Raw genomic sequence first — 21,864 nt, 5'->3', positions numbered from 1 at the left:
TTAGATCCAGGGAGACTCCATGCGACACATGAAACTCGCGCTTGCCGTGATGGCCGGCGCCATCCTTGCGGCCTGCGGCGGCAACAGCGGCGACCCGCAGCCCGGTGCCCAGGTCAACAAGGTCAAGTTCGCGTCGCAGGTGAGTTTCGGCGACAGCCTGTCCGATCTTGGCACGTACAACGTCGGTGGCGTGAAGGCACTGGGCGGCGGCAAATACACGATCAATGGCGACAGCACGGCGGCCAACGCTGCACTGACCGGCAAGAACTGGACCGAGCTGATGGCGGCCCAGTTCGGCCTGCCGGCCCCATGCCCGGCCCAGACCGGCCTCGACGGCGATGCCGCGCTGGGCTTCTCGGTGCCCGTCACCAACCATGCGGAGTGCTTCAGTTATGCGCAGGGCGGGGCGCGGGTGACCAACCCGGTCGGCGCCGGCCACAAGCTGACAGGCAGCCCGCTCGGCGCGCTGACCGTGCCCGTGGTCACCCAGGTCAAGAACCACCTGGCGAAAACCGGCGGCAAGTTCAAGGGCGACGAAGTGGTCTTCGTGATGGCCGGCGGCAACGATGTCCTCGTCAACCTGGCCCAGCTTTCCAGCGCCGCCACGGCGGCCGGTACCGCGGCGGGCCAGCAAGCCTTCGGCACCAGCCTGGCCACCCAGCTGGCGGCCGGCGCCACCAATCCGGCCACCGCCGGTCCGGCGATCGGCCTGGCCATCGCCACCGAGAGTGCGCGCAGCGGCAGCACGCAGGCGTCGATCGTGCAGGCCGCCGTGACCGCGGCGGTCCAGGCCGGCAATACGAAGGCGCCGGCCAGCCTCGCCACGATCGTCGAGGCGGCCACCAAGGCAGCCGGCACGGCCGGCGCGCAAGCGGGCGCCGATTACGTGGCCGCGCAAGCCCCGGCCATGGTCGCCGCGCTGGCCACCGCCGGCGCCGAGCTGGCCACGCTGGTCAAGTCGCAGATCCTCGGCAATGGCGCCGGCTACGTCGTCGTCAACAACCTGCCGGACGTGGCCAGCACGCCGGCCGGCCGGGCGCGCGATGCCAATGTCCGCGCGCTGATCGACAAGATGGTGCAGGCGTTCAATGCCCAGCTGGTGTCCGCCCTGGGCAGCGAGAGCAAGGTGGTGATCGTGGATGTGTACGCCGTCAGCCATGACCAGGCCACCAATCCGGGACCGTACGGCCTGACCAATGTCACCGAGCCGGCCTGCGACCTGGAGTCGCCGAAGAACCCTCTGGGCAGCTCGCTGGGCTGCACCGCCGCGAGCCTGGAGTCCGGCGATGTCAGCCATTACTCGTATGCCGATGAAGTGCACCCGACGCCGTTCAACAACCTGCTGCTGGCACGCTTCGTGTCGCGCTCGCTGGTGACCAAGGGCTGGCTGTAGGCCGCACGGAGAAATCACATGAACAAGACCACTACCGCCGTCAAGCTGCTGGCCCTGGGCAGCACCCTCGTCGCCATGCTGGGCGCCGTCCCGAACGCCGCGGCGCAGGCCCGGGGCGACTGGACCGTCAAGGCCGGCTTCAACAAGATCACGCCGAAAGTGGAGAGCGGCAACGTGTCCGCCCCGGCGCTGCCGAACACCAAGGCCGACGTGGGCACGGATTCCAAGCCGATCCTGAACCTGGCCTACTTCATCACCGACAACATCGCCGCCGAGCTGGACATGGGCGCGCCGTACCGCCACAAGCTGTTCGGCGCCGACGCGATTGCCGGCACGGGGCAGCTGGGCACGGTGGACGTGCTGCCGCCCACGCTGTTCGCGCAATACCGCCTGTTCGGGCCGGATGCCGTGTTCCGCCCGTACGTGGGCCTCGGCATCACTTATGCCTACTTCCGCCGCGAGCGGGGCTCGGCGCAGCTGACGGCCGTGCTGAACACGGGCGGCCCGGCCGCCACGTTCTCGCTGGAGTCGAAATGGGCGGCGAGCGCCCAGCTGGGCGCCAGCTTCCGGCTCAACGAGCGCTGGTCGCTCGACGGCGGCGTGATCAAGACCAGGCTGCGCACCACGGCCACCTATTCGACCGGCCAGACGCAGGCGATGAAGCTCGATCCGGTGGCGGTCAACCTGGGCGTCACGTTCAAGTTCTGAGCCGGGCACCATGCCCCCGGGAAGCCGGCCGCGTGCCGGCTTTTTTACGTGCCGGAACGGCGGCGCCGCGCGGCGGCCCGCTTCGCTATACTCGCCACACATGAGTTTCAAGGAGAGCTCCAGCATGCCCCGCACACCCGCAGCGTTCCTGGCCGAGGGCGGCGCCGTCGGCGCGCTGATGCGCGGCCATGACTGGTCCACCTCGCCACTGGGGCCGCCGGAACACTGGCCGCTGGCGCTGCGCACCGTGGTCGGGCTGATGCTCAATTCGGCCTTCCCGATGTTCGCCGCGTGGGGCCCGCAACTGGCGTTCCTGTACAACGATGCCTACGTGGATGTCCTCGGCCGCAAGCACCCGCAGGCGCTGGGCCGGCCGTTCCACGAGGTGTGGGCCGACATCTGGCACGATATCTCGCCCATTGTCGACGAAGCGATGGCCGGCCGCGCCACCTACCACGAGAACCTGCTGCTGACGATGCACCGCAAGGGCTACGACGAGGACACCTGGTTCACCTTCTCGTATTCGCCGATGCGCGACGAGGATGGCAGCGTGGCGGGGGTGTTCTGCGCCTGCACGGAAACCACCGAGCAGGTGCTGTCGGAGCGCCACCGCGCCGAGGAAATCGGGCGCATGCGGCGGCTGTTCCAGCAGGCGCCCGGCATTCTCGCGGTGGTACTCGGGCCGGACCACGTGTTCGAGATCGCCAACGATGCCTATCTGCGGCTGGTGGGGCGCGACGACATCGTCGGGCGGGCCGTCGCCGAGGTGCTGCCGGAAGTGCGCGACCAGGGCTTCATCGCGCTGCTGGACGATGTCTACCGCACCGGCGAGCCGCACGTCGGCCACGAGATGCCGGTATTGCTGCGGCGCCGGCCGGACAGCGAGCTCGAAGAACGTTTCGTCAACTTCATCTACCAGCCGATCCGCGACCATCGGGGCACCGTCTCCGGCATCTTCGTCGAAGGCAGCGACGTCACCGCCGCCGTGCTGGCGATGCGCGCGCTGCGGGAAGCCAATTCACGCAAGGATGAATTCCTGGCCATGCTGGCGCACGAACTGCGCAACCCGCTGGCGCCGATCGCCGCGGCGGCCGAGCTGCTGCGGCTCGGCACGCCGGATGCCGCGCGTATCGACAAGACCAGCGCCGTCATCACGCGGCAGGTCGAGCACATGACGAAGCTGGTCGACGACCTGCTCGATGTGTCCAGGGTCACGCGCGGGCTGGTCACGCTGCGGCGCGAAACGCTCGACTTCTGCGCCGTGGTGGGCGAAGCTGTCGAGCAGGCCGCTGCTCTGATGCAGGCCAAGCGGCACCGCGTCACCGTCGAGCTGCCGGACCAGCGGCCCTGGGTCAATGGCGACCGCACGCGCCTGATCCAGGTGCTGTCGAACCTGCTCAACAACGCCGCCCGCTACACGCCCGATGGCGGCAGCGTGGCCGTGCGCGTGACCGCGGACGCGCGAGAGGTGCGCGCCACCGTCGAGGATAGCGGGATCGGCATCGGCCCCGGCCTGTTGCCGCAGGTATTCGACCTGTTCACGCAGGCCGAACGTTCGCCCGACCGCTCGCAGGGTGGCCTCGGCCTGGGGCTGGCACTGGCGAAGACGCTGATCGAATTGCAGGGCGGCCATGTGAGCGCACACAGCGCGGGCGCCGGGCAGGGCAGCCGCTTCACGGTATGCCTGCCGCGCGCCGAGCGGCCCGAAGCCGGCGTGGCGGGCGCCGATGCCGGCGAGGAGCCGCGCGGTGCCCGGCGGCGCCACCTGATGGTGGTGGACGACAATGTGGACGCCGCGCAGATGCTGGCGCTGCTGCTGGAAGCGGCCGGGCACTCGGTGGCGGTGTGCAACGATGCCAGGGAAGCGCTGGGCGCCGTGGTGGCCAGCCCGCCCGCGCTGCTGTTCGTCGATATCGGCTTGCCGGGCATGGACGGCTATGAACTGGTGCGCCGCCTGCGGCAGTTACCGGAAACGGCCAGGGCCTGCATCGTCGCCATCACCGGCTATGGCACGCCGCAGGACCGGGCGCGGGCGCTGGAAGCGGGTTTCGACGAGCACCTGGTCAAGCCGGTCCATCCGAAGGCGCTGTACGGCATCCTGGCGCGGCTGGCCGCGCACTAGCGGTTCCCCCGGGCCTGCAGCAGGGTTCAGGCTGCCGGTACGTGCAGCCCGCCCAGCCGGCCGCCATGGAACACGAGCGGCTCGCGCGGGTTGAATTCGCAATGCTCCACTTCGCCGACGAAGATCACATGGTCGCCTTCCGGATAGCGGCTGCGGTTGTGGCATTCGAACCAGGCCGTGCAACCCTTCAGCACCGGGTGGCCGGTGCGCGACAGCTCGAACTCGACCTGGCCGAACGGATCTTCCGTGCGCGTCGAAAACAGCTTGGCCAGGTGGCCCTGGTCGGCGGCCAGGATATTGATCACGTAATGCGAATTGCCCGAGAAGACCGGCATGCTGGACGCCTGCGACTTCAGGCTCCACAGCACCAGCGGCGGATCGAGCGAGACGGAATTGAACGAGCTGGCCGTGAGGCCGCGAAAGGTGCCGTCCGCCAGCCGGGTGGTGATGACGGTGACGCCGGTGGCGAATTGCGACAGCGCCTGCCGGAAATGCCCGCTATCGAAGGCGGGCGAGGCGGCGCGTGGGGAACTGGTATTCATCCGGGCATTATGCCAAAGTTTGCGCAAGCCGAGCGCGGCGCCGGAAACGGTTGCAAGGCTGCAAGAAGGGAAATAGTGCCGCAGGCGGCAACGTTTTCGCAATTGCTTTACAGTAGTGCTCCATAGAACAGCAAGAGAACAGTGAGGATCGTATGGCGCAGAGCGAAATCGCCGTGCTGGGCGGCGGGTGTTTCTGGTGCACGGAAGCCGTGTATCTCGAGGTCAAGGGGGTCACCAGGGTGGAGTCGGGTTATACGGGCGGCCAGCAGCCGAACCCGACCTATGAGCAGGTGTGCGCGGGCACGACCGGCCACGCGGAAGTGGTGCGCCTGGAATTCGATCCCGACGTGATCAGCTACCGCGACATCCTGGAGATCTTCTTCACGATCCACGATCCCACCACGCTCAACCGCCAGGGCAACGACGTGGGCACGCAATACCGCTCGGTGGTGTATTTCCAGTCGCCGGAGCAGGAAGCGACCGCGCGGCAGGTGATCGCCGAAATGGCCCATGTGTGGGACGCGCCCATCGTGACCGAACTGTCGCCGGCACAGCCTTACTTCAAGGCCGAGGACTATCACCAGAACTACTTTGCCCAGCATCCGCTGCAGGGCTATTGCGCCTTCGTGGTGGGCCCGAAGGTGGCCAAGTTCCGCAAGATGCACAGCGCGCGGCTGAAATAGGCGGTTGCAGAGTCAAGCACGCTTGCAGGAACACGATCGCTCGGGGCCACGCCAATTCGACGGCCCCGCCGGGCGGTAGTTCGTTTCGAGTAGGTCAGGGCTGGATCCTGCCCTTGCTCCAGCGCCCATCCGCCTGCAGCGTATACACGATCCGGTCATGGAAGCGCGAGGCGCGCCCCTGCCAGAACTCGATCCGTTCGGGCACCAGGCGATATCCGCCCCAGTGCGCCGGCCGTTGCGGCTTGCCTTCCGCCTGCGCGCCGCCATCAGGACTGGCCTGCAGGCGCGCTTCCACGGCCGCGAAATTCGCTTCCATGTCGGCCCGGCTGGCGATCGGCGCGCTTTGCATCGAGGCGATCGCCGACAGCTGGCTCTTCAGGGGGCGGCTATGGAAATACGTGTCGCTTTCCACCGCCGAGGTGCGCTCCACGCGCCCCTCGATGCGCACCTGGCGCTCCAGTTCGGGCCAGAAGAACAGCAGGGCGGCATGGGGATTCTGTGCCAGCTGCTGGCCTTTCTGGCTCTCGTAATTGGTGTACCAGGTAAAACCGCGCGCATCGAACTGCTTGATCAGCACGATGCGGGACGATGGCTTGCCGTCGCTGCCCACCGTGGCCACGCTCATCGCGTTGGGCTCGTTCACCTGCGCCTTCATGGCCTCCTCGAACCATTTGCCGAACTGCGCCACGGGATCGGCCAGCGTGTCGTCCTCGGCAAGGCTGGCGCGCCCGTAATCCATGCGCAGGTCGGCCAGCGCGATGCCGCCCACCGCCGTGCTGCCTTTGGCGAGGACAGTCGGCTCGATGCCGCGCCGGCGTCCCATCGATTCGCCCAGCACGGCCATCTGTTCCGGGCTGAACAGGCGTTTCGCCATCGGCGCGATATGGCCTTCTTCCGTTTCCATGTGCCCCGTGTACATGCGCACGAAGGTGTTCACGGCATCGGCCGAGAGTTCGGTGCCGGAGCCGTTGGCGATCTTGTCGAGCTGGCCATCGAGCAGATGCCACGCCTCGTCCATCTGCTGGTGCTGGGCCAGGATCTCGGGACGCAGCCGGCGCACCGTTTCCAGGTCGGCGCCGCTGGCTGTCGCGTCCAGCATCGGCAGCAGGTCGACTTCCTCGTCGGCATGGTGCAGGGGGGCCGCCGTGTTGAAGTATTTCTGCACCGCCTGCGCCGCCTGTTGCGCCGCCGCGTCCGCGCCATGCTGCGGCAGGTGGGTCAGCAGGTTTTGCAAGGTCGCCAGCTGCTTGCGGATCTTGTCGTGGCAATGCTTCAGCATGGCGATCGGCTGGTCGAAGCCGGGGGCGGGGGCGAGGAGGAGATCTGTCATGGCGGCATCCTTGGTTCGGAACGACGGATTGTAGAATAATCCTTCGGGCCGCGTCCGTTAAAATGGGCGGATGAACGACATCATCCCATCTTCTCCAGGCCCCGGCGAGCACATCATTGACGAACACATCAGTGACGAGAACATCATTGACGAACACGACGTCGACTTCGACCGGCGTTTCGGCGGCATCGCCCGGCTGTACGGGGCGGCGGCCCTGGAACGGTACCGCGCCGCGCATGTCTGCGTGATCGGCGTCGGCGGCGTCGGTTCGTGGATCGTCGAGGCGCTGGCGCGCAGCGCCATCGGCCGCCTCACGCTGATCGACCTGGACAACGTTGCCGAATCGAACATCAACCGCCAGATCCAGGCGCTCACCGGCACCGTGGGCATGGCCAAGGTCACCGCGCTGCGCCAGCGCATCGCCCAGATCAATCCGTATTGCCAGGTGACCGAGATCGAGGACTTCGTCACGCCCGACAACCTCGAGGAAATGATCGGCGGCCACGATTACGACTACGTGATCGACGCCATGGACAACACGCAGGCGAAGACGGCGCTGGTGCACTACTGCCGCACGCGCGGCATCCGCCTGATCATGATCGGCAGTGCCGGCGGCCAGACCGACCCTACCAAGATCGAGGTGCGCGACCTGGCCAGGACGGAACAGGAACCGCTGCTGAAGAAGGTGCGGCGCCGGCTGCGCAGCCAGTTCCACTATCCGCCGAACGGCAAGAACAAGCTGGGCGTGGATGCCGTGTTCTCGATGGAGCCGCTGAAGTTTCCCGAGACGGGCGACGTGTGCGAAGTCGATCCGGACGATGCGCCGCCCGCCAAGGCGGGCCTCACCGGCATCAACTGCGCGGGGTTCGGTTCGGCGATGGTGGTGACGGCCACGTTCGGCATGGTGGCCGCCGGGCATGTGCTCAGGAAGCTGGCGGAAGAAGAGGCGCCGGCGGATCTGCCGGTGGGCCAGCCGGAGTAGTAGCGGACACCTGCTGGCGCTCCACCGGCACGTAGCGCCCGTCCGGCAGCGATTCCACCAGCACGGCACGGTCCACGGCCCACTCCACCGGCGCTGCCGGCACCTCGGGCGGCGCCTGTTTCGCCTCCCGCGCCAGGGTCACGTGCGGCTTGAACGCGCCATGCGTGGCGGCGGAAAAGCCGGCCGCTTCCAGTTCCCGCACCAGCTCGTCATGCAGCGCCACGAGTGCGGCCGGCACCTGCGTCATGCCGGCCCAGGCGATGCGCGGCCGCGCGAAGTAGCCGTAGCAGTCGATCGCGAGCCGCAACGGCGGTACGGCGAGCCGGTCGCGGATGGCGAGCAGCGCAGGCACGGCATCGGCCGGTACCTGGCCGAGGAAGGCCAGTGTCAGGTGCAGCTTGGCGGGCGGCGTGCGCCTTCCCGCGACGGGTGCCTGCAGCGCGGCCAATGCGGCGCGCGCCGCCTCATCCGGCCACAGGGCAAAGAAAAGCTTGCGCGTGGCGCCGGCGTTTGGCCGGTCTTCAGGTTCATTTGCTATCATGTTGCCGCCTCAAAACCCAGTACAGAAAGAATACATGATGACCCGTCTGTCCGCTCCAGTGCTGTCCCTCCTGCTGTGCGCCGCCTCGTTCGCGCATGCCCAGACCCCGTCCGCCGCGCCGGAACAACCGGCGCAACCGGCACAACCCGCACAACCCGCACAACCGGGCGCCGCGCAGGAAGCGCCTCCTGCCGCCCAGGAAGCGCCCGCCGGCCCGGTGGTGCCCGGCTCCGCCACGATCGGCCCCGCCGCGGAACAGCTGATCGTCAACGACAGCAAGGTTGGAACCGGCCGTGAAGCGGTCACCGGCGGCACCGTGTCGGTCCACTACACGGGCTGGCTGTACCGTCCGATGGCGCGCGGCCACAAGGGCCGCAAGTTCGATTCCTCGCGCGACCGCGGTGAACCGCTCGAGTTCCGCCTCGGCGCCGGCCAGGTCATCAAGGGCTGGGAGCAGGGCGTGGCCGGCATGAAGATCGGCGGCAAGCGCACGCTGATCATCCCGTCGAACCTGGCTTACGGCGCGCGCGCCATGCCGGGCATCCCGGCCAACTCGGCACTGATCTTCGACGTCGAACTGCTCGACGTGAAGTAATTCGCGGCGGTACACTGGGTTCTCCCATTGTTGATGCGGAGACCCTTCATGAACGTTGCGAATGATGTCACTGCGCTGATCGGCAATACGCCGCTGGTGCGCATAAACCGGCTGGCACAAGGCGCCCCGGCGCAGATCCTGGCCAAGCTGGAGTTCTACAATCCCGCCCACAGCGTGAAGGACCGCATCGGGCTGTCGATGATCGCGGCGGCCGAACAGGCCGGCCTGATCAGGCCCGATACGGTGATCCTCGAACCGACCAGCGGCAATACCGGCATCGCGCTGGCGATGGTCTGCGCGGCGCGCGGCTACAAGTGCACGCTGGTGATGCCGGAAACCATGAGCCGCGAACGGCGCACGCTGCTGCGCGCGTATGGCGCCGAGCTGGTGCTCACGCCGGGCGCCGAAGGCATGGTCGGCGCGATCCGCCGCGCCGAGGAAATGGCGCACGCCGATCCGCGCTACCTGATGCCGCAGCAATTCAACAATCCCGCCAATCCCGAGATCCACCGCCGTACCACCGCCGAGGAAATCTGGCGCGACACGGATGGCCGCGCCGACATCCTCGTGGCCGGCGTGGGGACCGGCGGCACGATCACCGGCGTGGGCGAGGTGATCCGGGAACGCAAGCCATCGTTCCAGTGCATTGCCGTGGAACCGGAAGCGTCGCCGATCCTGTCGAAAGGCACCAAGGGGCCGCACCCGCTGCAGGGCATCGGCGCCGGCTTCGTGCCGGCGGTATTGAACACCCATGTCTACAGCGAAGTGGTCGCCGTGAAGAACGAGGACGCCTTCGACTTCGCGCGCCGTGCCGCGCGCGAGGAAGGCCTGCTGGTGGGCATCTCGGCCGGTGCCGCGCTGTGGGCCGCCGTGCAGGTGGCGCGCCGGCCGGAAAATGAAGGCAAGCTGATCGTGACGATCATTCCCTCGTTCGGCGAGCGGTACCTGAGCACGCAGCTGTTCGCGGGGCTGGCCGATCAGTGAGGGTGAGCGTGGCCGTGGCCGCGACCCGGGTCGTGGTCATGGTCATGGCCATGGTTGTGGGCATGTCCCTGTGCGTGGTCATGATCGTGGTCGTGGCCGTGGTCGTGGCCGTCATCCTCACGGTCGTGATCCCCATGCCCATGATCGCCATCCTCGTGCGCCTGCCCGTGCTCATGCCCGTGTCCGTGCTCGTGCTCGTGCTCATTCTCTTGTGCATCCGGCGCCAGGCAGCAGGCATGCGCCGTCGTGCCCAGCTCCGTCTGCAAGGTGCTGTGGTGGATCGCGAACTGCTCGCGCAGCCCGCGCGCGATGCCATCCATCGCCACGTCGCCGGGGTAGCCGTCCGGCATGACCAGGTGCGCGGTCAGCGCCGTTTCCGTCGTGCTCATCGACCAGATATGCATGTCGTGCACGTCCGTCACGCCGGGCCGGGTGCGCAGGAACTGTTCCACCTTGCCTGAATCGACGTTGTCCGGCACCGCCGCCATCATCATCCGCAGCGATTCCTTCAGCAGCGACCAGGTGCCGGCCACGATCATCACCACGATACCCAGGCTGACCAGCGGGTCGAGCCGGATCCAGCCGGTGAACATCACGACCAGGCCTGACACCAGCACGCCGAGCGAGATCGCGGCATCGGCCGCCAGGTGCAGGTAGGCGCCGCGGATATTCAGGTCGTCCTTGCTGCCCTTCATGAACAGCCACGCCGAGATGCCGTTGACGAGGATGCCGATGCCGGCCACCACCGACACCGTGCTGCCATGCACCGGCACCGGATCGATCAGCTGCAGCACGGCTTCCCACGCGATGGCGCCGCAGGCCACCATCAGCAGCATGCCGTTGAACAGCGCGGCCAGCATCGAACTGCTGCGCAGCCCGTAGGTATAGCGGGAGGATGGCTCCCGCTTGGCCAGGATCGCGGCGCCCCAGGCCAGCATCAGGCCCAGCACGTCCGACAGGTTATGCCCCGCATCGGCCATCAGCGCCGTGGAATTGGCCAGGAAGCCGTAGCTGAATTCCACGGCCACGAACAGCGCGTTCAGCGTGATCGCGATGGCGAATGCGCGGCCATGGTCGGCCGGGGCGCCATGGTGGTGATGGTGACCATGCCCGTGCCCGTGCCCGTGCCCGTGGTCATGGTGGTGGTGGTGGCCGCTCATACGTCGTTTCCGGTGGAGGGTTCGGCGATATGCTCGAGCATGTCGCGCAGGACACCGCTGATGTGCGCATCGGCGGTCGAATAAAACACCTGCTTGCCCTGGCGCTCGGCCTTGACGATGCGGGCGGCGCGCAGCAGGCGCAGGTGGTGGCTGACCAGCGAGCTGGAAAGCTCCAGCGTTGCGGCGATCTCGCTGACGGCGATCGGCGCGGCCACGCAGGCAAGCACGATGCGCAGGCGGGTGGGATCGCCCAGGAGGTGGAACAGGTCGGCCAGCTGGGCCACCGACTCTTCATGGATGGAAATCTGGTTCATCTCGTCTGGCGCATCACGGGCAATCTCATCGATAACATTTGAATAGGTGTTCACATATTAGTCGCACCCGAACAACGGCGCAAGCCGCGACGATGTTTCCGTAACGCAAAAGTGTTATGATCGGCGGCTGGCAAGATGCCTTATGGAAAGACTTATGCAGGACAGTGGAATAAACGCTATCGACGCGCTCGCCTACACGAGCTGGAACGCTCGACCGGAGATGGCGCTGACGCTGACCTACTCCTTCCTGGCCACGCCGCCGGCCAGCGCCAGCGCCGATGACCGCCATGGCTTCGTGCCGATGACCACGGGGCAGCAGGATGCCGCGCGCGTGGCAATGGGCACCTGGTCCGCGGTGGCCAATGTCACCTTCGTCGAAGTGGCGACCGGCGGCCGGCTGCTGATGGGTGTGAACGACCAGGGCGATACGAGCGGCGCCTACGCCTACTATCCGAATCCGGGCGGCGTCTCGGCGCTGTACCTGAACGACCAGTCGTACAACCGGATCTTCACGCCGGGCAGCTATGGCGCCTATGTGCTGATCCACGAACTGGGCCATTCGCTGGGACTGAAACACCCCGGCAACTACAACGCGGGCGGTGGCGGCGCGCCCGGCCCGTACCTGCCGCTCGCCACGGACAACGCCGACTACACGCTGATGTCGTACTACGAGGGCAGCAGCACCGGCATCAACGGCAAGTTCGCGGTCACGCCCATGCTGTACGACGTGCTGGCGATCCAGTACCTGTATGGCGCCAACACGGCCTACCGTACCGGCGACGACGTCTACACCTTCGGTAGGGCGGCCGCCCCGTCATGCATCTGGGATGCCGGCGGCGTCAACACATTCGATTTTTCCACCTGCACGGCCGCCACGCTGATCGACCTGAACGAAGGCGCATTCAGCGAGACCGCCGCGGGCCTGCGCAACGTGTCGATCGCATATGGCGTGGAAGTGCACGCCGCGCGCGCCGGCGACGGCGGCTCGACGATCATCGGCAACGACCTGGGCGACACCATCACGGGCGGCGCCGGGATCGACGATGTGTATGGCGGCGCCGGGCGGGACAGCATCACCGGCGGCGCCGGCAACGACAGCCTGCGCGGTGGCGCCGGCAACGACCGGCTGGACGGCGGCAGCGGCAACGACTTCATGTCGGGCGGCGCCGGCGACGATGACTACGTGGTCGGCAGCCAGGGCGACGTGGTGGTCGAAAGCGCGTCTGGCGGCAACGACACCGTGTGGACCACGCTGGCCGCCTATGCGCTGGGCGGCGGCATCGAGACGCTGCGCTACAGCGGCGGCGCGGCCGGCTTCGCGGGCACCGGCAATGCGCTGGCGAACAGCATCACGGGCGGCCTGGGCGCCGACCTGCTCGATGGCGGCGCCGGCAACGACACCCTGGCCGGCGGCGGCGGCGCCGATACCATCGATGGCGGCACCGGCACCGATACCGCCGTGCTGGCGGTGCGCTTCGACGCCACCACGCGCGTGCGCCTGGACGCCACCGACCTCCGTTTGACCGACAACGCCACTGGCGTCTCGGTCGTGCTGCGCAATATCGAAACCATCCTGTTCGACGGTGTCGCCTGGAGCTTCGACGAGGCGGCGGGCAGTGCCGGCGCCACCGGCACGGCGCTGGCCGACCTGCTGACCGGCGGCGCCACGGCCGACACGCTGCAAGGCCTGGGCGGCAACGACACGCTCGCCGGGCTGGCCGGCGACGACAGCCTCGATGGCGGCATCGGCAACGACAGCCTCGACGGCGGTGCCGGCAACGACACGCTGCTGTCCGCCAGCGGCCGGGACACCCTGGCCGGCGGCGATGGCGACGACCTGTACGGGATCGGCGCGAGCGGCGTCGTGATCGCCGAGCAGGCCGGCGGCGGGCACGATCGCGTCGACACCACGCTGGCGCGGCTGGTGCTGGCCGCCAACGTGGAAGACCTGGCCTTCACGGGCCGCGGCGGGTTCGGCGGCACCGGCAACGGCGCGGCCAACCTGGTCACGGGCGGCGGCGGCAACGATACCTTGTCCGGCCTGGCCGGCGACGATGTGCTGCACGGCGGCCTGGGCAACGACAGCCTGCTGGGCGGCGATGGCGACGATGCGTTGTCCGGCGAAGGCGGCCGGGACATGCTCGATGGCGGTGCCGGCAGCGACACCGCCTGGCTGGCCGGCACCGCCGGCGACTACCTCGTCACGCGCCCGAACGCGGCCAGCGTCGTGCTGACCGGCCTGGCCGGCTTGTCCGGCCACGTGGTCACGCTGCGCAACGTGGAGTTCGTCGACTTCGCCGGCACCACCATGGCGCTGGCCGACGTGGTGGCGGGCATCGTCAGCAACGGCGCCGACGTGCTGCCCGGTACCGCCGGCGCCGACACGCTCGACGGCAAGCTGGGCGACGACACGATGACCGGCCTGGGCGGCGACGATACCTACGTGGTCGATGCGGCCGGCGACGTCGTCGCCGAAGCCACCGGCGGCGGCACCGATACCGTGCGCGTGGCGCTGGCGAAAGGCCTCTACACGCTGGCGCAGCATGTCGAGCACGCCATCGTCACGGGCACCGGCGCGGTCGCGGTCACCGGCAACGACAGCGGCAACCGGCTGGCGGGCAACGCCGCGGCCAATACGCTGGCCGGCCTGGAGGGTGACGACAGCCTCGACGGTGGCGCCGGCAACGACCGGCTCGACGGCGGCGCCGGCGACGACACGCTGGCCGGCGGCGCCGGGCTGGACACGCTGGCCGGTGGCGCGGGCGATGACCGCTACGTCATCGATGTGGCCGGCGACATCGTCACCGAGACGGACGGCGGCGGCCGCGATACCGTGCAGACGGTGCTGGCCAGCTGGACCCTGGCGCAGCATGTCGAGGACCTGGCCGGCACGCAGGCCGGCCTGGCATATCGCCTCACCGGCAACGGGCTGGACAATGCTATCGACGGCAACACCGGCAACGACGTTCTGGCCGGCGCCGGCGGCAACGACACGCTGCGCGGCGGCGCCGGCAAGGACAGCCTGGCCGGCGGCGACGGCGATGACCGCCTCGAAGGCGGCACCGGCAGCGACACGCTCGATGGCGGCGCCGGCGACGACACGGCGGTATTCGCGAAGGCGCTGTCCGGCTATGCCCGGTCGCGGCCGGCGGCGGACGACTTGCGGCTGGTGGATACGGCAACGGGCGAGATCATCCTCGTGCGCCATACGGAATCGTTTGAATTTGCCGGCGTGGCGGCGACGCTGGCCGAGCTGCAGGTGGGCCTGGTCAGTACCGGCGACGACATGCTGACGGGTACCACGGGCGCCGATACGATCGATGGCCTGGCCGGCAACGACACCATGGCCGGCCTGGACGGCGACGATCTCTACGTGGTGGGCGCGGCGGGCGACGTGATCGTCGAGGCGCCCGGCGCCGGCACCGACACCGACGGGATCGCCATCGCCACCGCCGGCTTTGTCCATGCGCTGGCCGATGGCGTCGAACATGCGGCGATCACGTCGCGGGTGGCGGGCAGCATCACGGGCAATGCCGCCGCCAATGTACTGACCGGCAATGCCGCGGCGAATACCCTGGCCGGGGCGGCCGGCGACGACAGCCTCGATGGCGGCGCCGGCAGCGATTCCCTGCTGGGCGGGGAGGGCGACGACTTGCTGGCCGGCGGCAGCGGCAGCGATACGCTGGAGGGCGGCGTGGGCGACGACAGGTATGTCGTCGACACCGCTGGCGACCAGGTGGTGGAAATGGCTGGCGCCGGCTTCGATACGGTGCGCACGGCATTGGCGCGCTGGACGATGGCGGCGGACATCGAGCGGCTCGACTACACGGGTAGCAGCGCCTTCACCGGCACCGGCAATGCACTGGACAACTGGATCGGCGGTGGCCGCGGCGCCGATCGCCTGCTGGGCGGCGATGGCGACGACACGCTGGCGGGCGGGCTGGGCAGCGATACGCTGACGGGTGGTGCCGGCCACGATACCTTCGTGCTGCGCAGCGACGGCGGCAGCGCGGGTGGCGGTATCGATACTGTCGCCGATTTCGCCGTGCATACCGATCGCCTGCTGGTGGACGTGTCGGTACGCGGCATCGGCGACGACGATGCCGCGCTCGAGCATGCGGTGGCCATCGCCGCCGGCGAGCGCTTTGGTACGGAGGCGGAACTGGTCATCGTCAGCGGCGCCGCGGGCCCACTGTCGCTGGCCGGCGCCGCTGCCCTGGTCGGTTCGGCCGACGCCGCCTACGCGGTGGGCCAGGGCGCCCTGTTCGCGATCGGCAACGGCACGTCGACGGCGCTGTACCGCTTTGTCTCGGCGCAGGCCGACGCGGCGGTGTCGGCCGGCGAGCTGACGCTGATCGCGCAACTGGCCGGCGTGCCGGATACCACGGTCGAGGATTACGGGTTCATGCGCTGAACCGCTGCGCGGCGTTGGCCACGCGGCGGGATCGGGGCTCTTCCCGGATAAAGGCTAGTTCACGAAGCGCAGCAAGCCCTGCAGCGCGTGCACCACGGTCTGCTCGCGCACGGCGCGGCGGTCGCCGGAAAACACCAGCCGCTCGGTATGCACCGAGTCGCCATTGGCCCAGCCGAAACAGACGGTACCGACCGGCTTGCCCGGCACCGCGCCGGTGGGGCCGGCGATGCCCGTGGTGGACACGGCCAGGTGGGCATTGCTGTTGGCCAGCGCGCCCTGTGCCATGGCCGCCGCGACTTCCTCGCTGACGCTGCCGAACTGCGCGATCAGCGCGGCCGGCACTTCCAGCAACTCCGTCTTCGACGCATTCGAATAGCAGACGAAACCGCAATCGAACCAGCCGGTCGAGCCGGCGATCTCGGTGATCGCCTGCGACACGCCGCCCCCGGTGCACGATTCGGCAGTAACCAGAAGCAATTCCTTGTCCTGCAAGGCACGGCCCACCTGGGCGGCCAGTTCGTTGATGTCCGTACTCACTTGTAGCTCCTTCGGCAAAGAATGTCCGGGTCCATTCTAGCGCGCGGTATCGATTGCCGGCCACGCGCGCGGGAAAAAATTGTCGGGCCCGTGTTTGCGGCATGGGGCGCCAGCCAAAGTTGCGGCGCGGCCGGGAACTGGACGATAGAATAGGGCCAATCAATCACACGGGCGCGGCAACGTGGAACCTGGAATGCTCACCCGGAGGCAATGGCTGGCCGCCGCGCTTGCCGCGGCCATGCCCGCGGCGCGGGCCGATGGCGAACTGGAACGCCAGGTCAAGGCCGCCTTCCTGTACCGGTTCGGCGGTTTCGTCGAATGGCCGGCGCAGGCGTTCGTGCGTGCCGACAGCCCGCTCGTGATCGGCCTGCATGGCGCGGACGAGCTGGCCGCGCCGCTGGAACGCACGGTGAGCGGCCGCACCATCAACGGCCGCGCGCTGCAGGTGGTGAAATTAAAGAAGGACAGTGCGATGGGCGGCGAGCGCGCGCCGCACATCGCGTTTGTCGGCGCGCGGGACCGGGCTGCGGCGCAGGGCATGCTCGACGGCTGCCGCGACCTGCCGATCCTCACGGTATCGGACAGCGACCAGGTACATGGCATGGGCAGCGTCATCAATTTCCTCGTGGCCGGCGAACGGGTGCGCTTCGAAGTGTCGCTGAAGGCCGCCGCCGCGGCCCGGCTGCGCATCAGCGCGCGGCTGCTGGCGGCGGCCTATCGCGTGCAGGATGGTGAGGAAGAGCGTGGGCAGGAGCGCAGGCAGGTGCACGTGCGGCCGGGAGTGGCATCATGATCGCGCTGCGCTCGCTGCGCACCAAGCTGCTCGGCGTGATCGCGCTGGTGATGCTGCCGACCGTGCTGGTCTCGATCGGCACCATCGTCGCCTACGACCTGCACGTCTATGAGCAGACGATCACCGACGACATGACCACCCAGGCCGAGCTGATCGGCCACATGAGCGCGCCCGCGCTGTCGTTCGACGACGAGCGGCTGGCGCATGAAAACCTGGCGCTGCTGCGGCTGCGCCCGCAGGTCGAAGCGGGCGCCATCTACGACGCGGGCGGCCGGCTGGTGGCGCGCTACGCGGCGCAGGGCGAGCAGGGCACCGTGCCGGCGGCGCCGGGGCCGGAAGGCTTCCGCATCGAGGATGGCAAGCTGTACCTGTTCAAGCCCATCGCCGACAACGGCGAACTGCTGGGCACCGTATACCTGCGCGCCGACTATGAAGTGCTGGCGCGCTTCCTCGACTATATCGTGATCGGCATCGTCGCCGGCCTGCTGGCGCTGATCTGCGCGTGGCTGGTGACCCGGCGGCTCAACGACGTGATCACCCGGCCGATCCTGTCGATCGCCGACGTGGCGCGCGACGTGATCGCCACCGGCGACGTGTCGCGCCGCGCCGAGCGGCTGGGCGAGGATGAAGTGGCCGAGCTGGCCGGTTCGTTCAACCAGATGCTGGCCGATATCGAGGGCCGCAAGCGCGAGCTGGAAACCTCGAACCGGGAAATCGCCCGCGAATCGGAGCGCCGGCGCGAGGCGCAGCAGGAAGTCATGCGGCTGAACCAGGAACTGGAGCAGCGCGTGCACGAACGCACGCTGCAGCTGGAAATGGCCAACCGCGAGCTGGCCATGGCGATGGAGGAAGCCAAGAGCGCGAACCAGGCCAAGTCGGCGTTCCTGTCGTCGATGAGCCATGAACTGCGCACGCCGCTGAACGCGATCCTGGGCTTCGCGCAGATCCTCACGTCCGACAAGCTGCCCTCGACGCTGGCGCAAAAGAAGGAATTCGCCCAGCACATCCTGAAGTCCGGCCGGCACCTGCTCACGCTGATCAACGAAATCCTCGACCTGGCCAAGATCGAATCGGGCGCGGTGGCGCTGTCGATGGAGCCGGTGGCGCTGCCTGAAATGCTGCGCGAGTGCGAGGCGATGATGGCGCCGCTGGCCACCGAGCGCGGCATCCGCCTGCTGTTCCCGGAACGCTGCACCACCAATGTGACGGCCGACCGCACGCGGCTCAAGCAGGTGCTGCTGAACCTGCTCTCGAACGCCATCAAGTACAACCGCGAAGGCGGCGCGGTGGTGATCGACTGTGCCGCCTCCGGGCCCGGGCTGCTGCGCGTGTCGGTGCAGGACACCGGCATGGGCCTGCGGCCGGAGCAGGTGCGCATGCTGTTCCAGCCGTTCAACCGGCTGGGCCAGGAAGCCGGCGTGGAAGAGGGCAGCGGCATCGGCCTGGTCGTCACCAAGCGCCTCGTCGAGCTGATGGGCGGCACGATCGGCGTCACCAGCAGCCCCGGGGTGGGCAGCATGTTCTGGGTCGAGCTGAAGACCACCGAGCCGGTGCCGGTGCCGGCGACCCCTGTCGCGGCCGCGCCGCCGCCCGGCATGGCCGCGCCGGCGCGCGACAGCGTCACCCTGCTGTACGTGGAAGACAACCCGGCCAACCTGAAGCTGGTACAGGAAATCATCCGCTTCCGGCCCGAGCTGCGCCTGCTGTCGGCGCCGGATGGCCAGCTGGGCCTGGAACTGGCGCGAGCCCACCTGCCGGACATGATCCTGCTCGACATCAACCTGCCGGGCATGGACGGCTTCGAAGTGCTGCGCCTGTTGCGTTCCGACCCGCGCACCGCCGGCATTCCGGCCATCGCCCTGACAGCCAACGCGATGCCGCGCGACGTGGAACGGGGAATTGCGGCAGGATTCTTCCGCTACCTGATCAAGCCGATCAATATCGACGAGTTCACGGAAGCGATCAATAGCACGCTGAGCACGCTCGGTACGCCTGCCGCGCTCGGCCGGACCGGCACCGCGGGCGACGGCGGCAACGACCGTGGCAACGACCGTGGCAATGACCACGCTACCGGCGAGCGGCAGGCCCAGCTGCTCAGGGAAAAGAAGGAGGAGTCATGATCAGCCGGGCCGATATCCAGAACGCGAGCATCCTGATCGTCGACGACCAGCCCGTCAACGTGCAGCTGCTGGAATACCTGCTGCAGTCGACGGGCTACACGCACGTCAGTTCCACCACCGATCCGCGCGTGGTGGCGGGGTGGCACGAGCAATACAACTACGACATCATCATCCTCGACCTGCAGATGCCCGGCATGGACGGCTTTGCCGTGATGGCTGCCTTGCGTCCGCTCGAGCCGGACGGCTACCTGCCGGTGCTGGTGGTGACCGCCGAGCCGGACAAGAAGCAGGCCGCGCTGGACGCCGGCGCGCGCGACTTCGTCAGCAAGCCGTTCGACCCGGTCGAAGTGCTGACGCGGATCCGCAACCTGATCGAAGTGCGGCTGATGCAGCGCGAAGCCAGGTTCCACAACATCGTCCTGGAACGCACCGTGCGCGAGCGCACCGCCGACCTGCAGCGCTTCCGCACCGCCATGGATGCGACGGCCGACGCGATCTTCCTGATCGAACCGCAATCGATGCGCTTCGTCGACGTCAACGACGGCGCCGCCCGCATGCTGGGCTATACGCGCCAGCAACTGATGGCGCAGGATCCGGCGCGCATCGGCCTGGGCAGCCAGGAGTCGCTGCGCGAGCACGCCGACGCGGCGCCCGGTGCCGACGCGGACGCGCGCGCGCCGGTGCTGCTGGAAACCGAGCTGCTGCGCCACGACCATGCCACGGTGCCGGTGGAAATCTATTGGCAGGTACAGCAGGGCGGGCTGGCGCAGCATGACGGTACGCAGGGTACCGCGCAGTCTTCCGCGCAGTCCGCCGATCTTCAGCGCACGCTGATCTGCGTGGCGCGCGACATTTCCGAGCGGCGCGTGGCCGAGGAGCGCCTGCAGCACGCGGCCCACTACGACAGCCTGACCGGCCTGCCCAACCGCAAGCTGTTCTACCGTACGCTGGGCGATGCGATCGACCTGGCGCGCGACAAGGAATGGCGCATCGTCGTGCTGTTCATCGGCCTGGACCGCTTCAAGAACATCAACGATTCGCTGGGCGCGGCGATGGGCGACGAACTGCTGCGCGAGTTCGCCGGCCGGCTGGTGCAATCGGCGCGCATCCGCGACACCGTGGGCCGGCTGGGCGGCGACGAATTCGGCCTGATCCTGACGATGCAGCGCGACCAGCAGGATGCGGTGCTGGTGGCGAACGAGGTGCGCGAGGCGCTCCGCTCGCCGTTCCAGCTGGGCGGGCACCAGGCCACGATGACGGCCTCGATCGGCATCGCCGTGTATCCGGACGACGCGGCCGATCCGGAAACGCTGGTGAAGTATGCCAACACGGCGATGAGCCAGGCGAAGGAGGCGGGCAGCGATGCCTACCGCTTCTTCACGGCGGGCATGAACGTGCAGGTGCTGGCGCGGCTCGACCTGGAAATGGCGCTGCGCCGCGCGCTCGACCAGGACGAACTGGAACTGCATTACCAGCCGAAGGTGAACCTGCTGACGGGCCGGGTATCGGGCGCGGAGGCGCTGCTGCGCTGGAACCGGCCCGGGCACGGCACCGTGTACCCGGCCGAATTCGTCGGCGTGCTGGAAGATACCGGCCTGATCGTCCGGACCGGCAACTGGATCATCGACGCGGCCTGCCGGCAGATCGCCGAGTGGATGGCCTCGCCGGTGGGGCCGGTGAACGTGGCGGTCAACGTGGCGTCGCGCCAGTTCATCGAAGGCGACCTGGAACAGGAGGTGAAGGAAGCGCTGCAGCGCCACGGCGTGCCGCCCGACCTGCTGGAACTGGAACTGACGGAAACGGCGCTGATGTCGAACGCCGAGCGCACGATCGACGTGCTGACCAAGCTGCGCCTGCTCGGCGTGAAGGTGGCGATCGACGATTTCGGCACCGGCTATTCCTCGCTGGCCTACCTGCAGCGCTTCCCGATCGACAAGCTGAAGATCGACATCGCCTTCGTGCGCAATATCGTTACCAACCCGAACGACGCGGCGATCGCGCTGGCCATCATCAGCATGGCCCACAGCCTGAAGTTGCGGGTGGTGGCGGAAGGCGTGGAAACGCGGCCGCAGCTGGAGTTCCTGCGCCGCAACCGCTGCGACGAGGTGCAGGGCTTCTTCTTCAGCCGCGGCCTGAACGTGCTGTCGTTCGGCCAGCTGGTGGTGGGCGGCAAGTCGCTGCCGCCGGATCCGAACCTGGCCACCGAGCCGCCGCAAACGCTGCTGATCGTCGATGACGACGTCAACGTGCTGTCGTCGCTGCACCGGCTGTTCCGGCGCGACGGCTACCGGATCCTGACGGCTTCCTCGCCCACCGAGGGCTTCGACCTGCTGGCGCTGCACCCGGTGCAGGTGATCGTGTGCGACCAGCGCATGCCGGTGATGAGCGGTACCGAATTCCTCAGCAAGGTAAAGGACATGTACCCGGACACGATCCGCATCATCCTGTCCGGCTACACGGGACTGGAAGCGATGCTCGATTCGATCAACCGGGGGGCGATCTACCGCTTCTACACCAAGCCCTGGGACGACGTGCAACTGCGCGACAACATCCGCCTGGCCTTCCACCATTACTGGCTGATGCACGGCAGCGGCAAGCAGGCCGGCCAGGCCGGGGACCACACGGCGCTACCGGGCCGCTGACGGG

At 68.3% G+C, this 21,864-nt stretch carries 16 protein-coding genes and 1 pseudogene; 11 read left to right on the top strand and 6 right to left on the bottom strand.

The window, feature by feature from the left end; genetic code table 11:
- The first annotated feature begins 19 nt into the window (after positions 1-19).
- The 3 genes from OU994_RS30095 (at position 20) to OU994_RS30085 (ending at position 4,223) form a co-directional block, all read left to right on the top strand.
- Positions 20-1,393 (top strand): SGNH/GDSL hydrolase family protein, encoded by a 1,374-nt coding sequence (locus OU994_RS30095; protein WP_281608891.1) that lies wholly within the window; start codon positions 20-22, stop codon positions 1,391-1,393.
- 18 nt (positions 1,394-1,411) lie between these two features.
- Positions 1,412-2,101 carry an OmpW family protein gene (locus OU994_RS30090; RefSeq protein ID WP_281608890.1) on the top strand — a complete coding sequence of 230 codons (690 nt, stop codon included), beginning with the start codon at positions 1,412-1,414 and terminating at the stop codon, positions 2,099-2,101.
- A 124-nt stretch (positions 2,102-2,225) separates the two neighbouring features.
- Positions 2,226-4,223 carry an ATP-binding protein gene (locus tag OU994_RS30085; protein ID WP_281608889.1) on the top strand — a complete coding sequence of 666 codons (1,998 nt, stop codon included), beginning with the start codon at positions 2,226-2,228 and terminating at the stop codon, positions 4,221-4,223.
- Between the two features lie 26 nt (positions 4,224-4,249).
- On the opposite strand, the gene OU994_RS30080 is transcribed toward OU994_RS30085, so the two are convergent.
- Positions 4,250-4,765 carry a flavin reductase family protein gene (locus OU994_RS30080; RefSeq protein ID WP_131143753.1) on the bottom strand — a complete coding sequence of 172 codons (516 nt, stop codon included), beginning with the start codon at positions 4,763-4,765 and terminating at the stop codon, positions 4,250-4,252.
- 152 nt (positions 4,766-4,917) lie between these two features.
- On the opposite strand from OU994_RS30080, the gene msrA reads away from it, so the two are divergent.
- The gene (gene msrA / locus OU994_RS30075; RefSeq protein ID WP_131143754.1) at positions 4,918-5,448 is read left to right on the top strand and encodes a peptide-methionine (S)-S-oxide reductase MsrA; all 531 of its coding nucleotides are present in this window, start codon (positions 4,918-4,920) and stop codon (positions 5,446-5,448) included.
- Between the two features lie 94 nt (positions 5,449-5,542).
- Here msrA and pdxH read toward each other — a convergent pair whose 3' ends face one another.
- A complete protein-coding gene (gene pdxH / locus OU994_RS30070; protein WP_281608888.1) occupies positions 5,543-6,778 on the bottom strand; it encodes a pyridoxamine 5'-phosphate oxidase in 1,236 nt (411 codons plus the stop codon).
- A gap of 70 nt (positions 6,779-6,848) precedes the next feature.
- Here pdxH and tcdA point away from each other — a divergent pair, with 70 nt between their 5' ends.
- A complete protein-coding gene (gene tcdA / locus OU994_RS30065; protein WP_281608887.1) occupies positions 6,849-7,760 on the top strand; it encodes a tRNA cyclic N6-threonylcarbamoyladenosine(37) synthase TcdA in 912 nt (303 codons plus the stop codon).
- On the opposite strand, the gene thpR is transcribed toward tcdA, so the two are convergent.
- The gene (gene thpR / locus OU994_RS30060; protein WP_281608886.1) at positions 7,702-8,301 is read right to left on the bottom strand and encodes an RNA 2',3'-cyclic phosphodiesterase; all 600 of its coding nucleotides are present in this window, start codon (positions 8,299-8,301) and stop codon (positions 7,702-7,704) included. The two genes, tcdA and thpR, sit on opposite strands and share 59 nt — an antisense overlap.
- Before the next feature lie 34 nt (positions 8,302-8,335).
- Here thpR and OU994_RS30055 point away from each other — a divergent pair, with 34 nt between their 5' ends.
- Together OU994_RS30055 and cysK are read left to right on the top strand one after the other, a co-directional pair.
- Positions 8,336-8,896 carry an FKBP-type peptidyl-prolyl cis-trans isomerase gene (locus OU994_RS30055; protein WP_373922507.1) on the top strand — a complete coding sequence of 187 codons (561 nt, stop codon included), beginning with the start codon at positions 8,336-8,338 and terminating at the stop codon, positions 8,894-8,896.
- 48 nt (positions 8,897-8,944) lie between these two features.
- On the top strand, positions 8,945-9,880 hold the full coding sequence (gene cysK / locus OU994_RS30050) for a cysteine synthase A (protein WP_281608885.1): 936 nt from the start codon (positions 8,945-8,947) through the stop codon (positions 9,878-9,880).
- A gap of 212 nt (positions 9,881-10,092) precedes the next feature.
- Here the strand turns inward: cysK and OU994_RS30045 are convergent.
- Both OU994_RS30045 and OU994_RS30040 read right to left on the bottom strand, forming a co-directional pair.
- Positions 10,093-11,040: pseudogene (locus OU994_RS30045) on the bottom strand (cation diffusion facilitator family transporter); the annotation flags it as partial.
- Positions 11,037-11,354, bottom strand: coding sequence for a helix-turn-helix transcriptional regulator (locus OU994_RS30040; protein ID WP_281608884.1), 318 nt, complete (start codon positions 11,352-11,354; stop codon positions 11,037-11,039). The gene OU994_RS30040 and the pseudogene OU994_RS30045, both read right to left, overlap by 4 nt.
- Before the next feature lie 142 nt (positions 11,355-11,496).
- Here OU994_RS30040 and OU994_RS30035 point away from each other — a divergent pair, with 142 nt between their 5' ends.
- Positions 11,497-15,768 carry a M10 family metallopeptidase C-terminal domain-containing protein gene (locus tag OU994_RS30035; protein ID WP_281608883.1) on the top strand — a complete coding sequence of 1,424 codons (4,272 nt, stop codon included), beginning with the start codon at positions 11,497-11,499 and terminating at the stop codon, positions 15,766-15,768.
- A 54-nt stretch (positions 15,769-15,822) separates the two neighbouring features.
- Here the strand turns inward: OU994_RS30035 and OU994_RS30030 are convergent, their stop codons facing one another.
- Positions 15,823-16,305, bottom strand: a complete 483-nt coding sequence (locus OU994_RS30030; RefSeq protein WP_281608882.1) for a CinA family protein — start codon at positions 16,303-16,305, stop codon at positions 15,823-15,825.
- 193 nt (positions 16,306-16,498) lie between these two features.
- On the opposite strand from OU994_RS30030, the gene OU994_RS30025 reads away from it, so the two are divergent.
- Genes OU994_RS30025 through OU994_RS30015 form a run of 3 tightly spaced genes read left to right on the top strand, consistent with a single transcriptional unit; the run spans position 16,499 to position 21,860 of the window.
- Positions 16,499-17,098, top strand: coding sequence for a YfiR family protein (locus tag OU994_RS30025; protein WP_281608881.1), 600 nt, complete (start codon positions 16,499-16,501; stop codon positions 17,096-17,098).
- Positions 17,095-19,218, top strand: a complete 2,124-nt coding sequence (locus OU994_RS30020) for an ATP-binding protein (protein ID WP_281608880.1) — start codon at positions 17,095-17,097, stop codon at positions 19,216-19,218. The genes OU994_RS30025 and OU994_RS30020 overlap by 4 nt, the downstream gene beginning before the upstream one ends.
- Positions 19,215-21,860: an EAL domain-containing protein gene (locus OU994_RS30015; protein ID WP_281608879.1), complete on the top strand. Its 2,646-nt coding sequence runs from the start codon at positions 19,215-19,217 to the stop codon at positions 21,858-21,860. Before OU994_RS30020 ends, OU994_RS30015 begins: the two co-directional genes overlap by 4 nt.
- Positions 21,861-21,864: the final 4 nt, after the last annotated feature.

It is taken from the genome of Pseudoduganella sp. SL102, from assembly GCF_027856995.1.
Taxonomy (GTDB): domain Bacteria; phylum Pseudomonadota; class Gammaproteobacteria; order Burkholderiales; family Burkholderiaceae_D; genus Rugamonas; species Rugamonas albidiflava.
The sequence above is the reverse complement of the archived record's forward strand: the minus strand, read 5'-3'. Positions and strand labels throughout refer to the sequence as shown.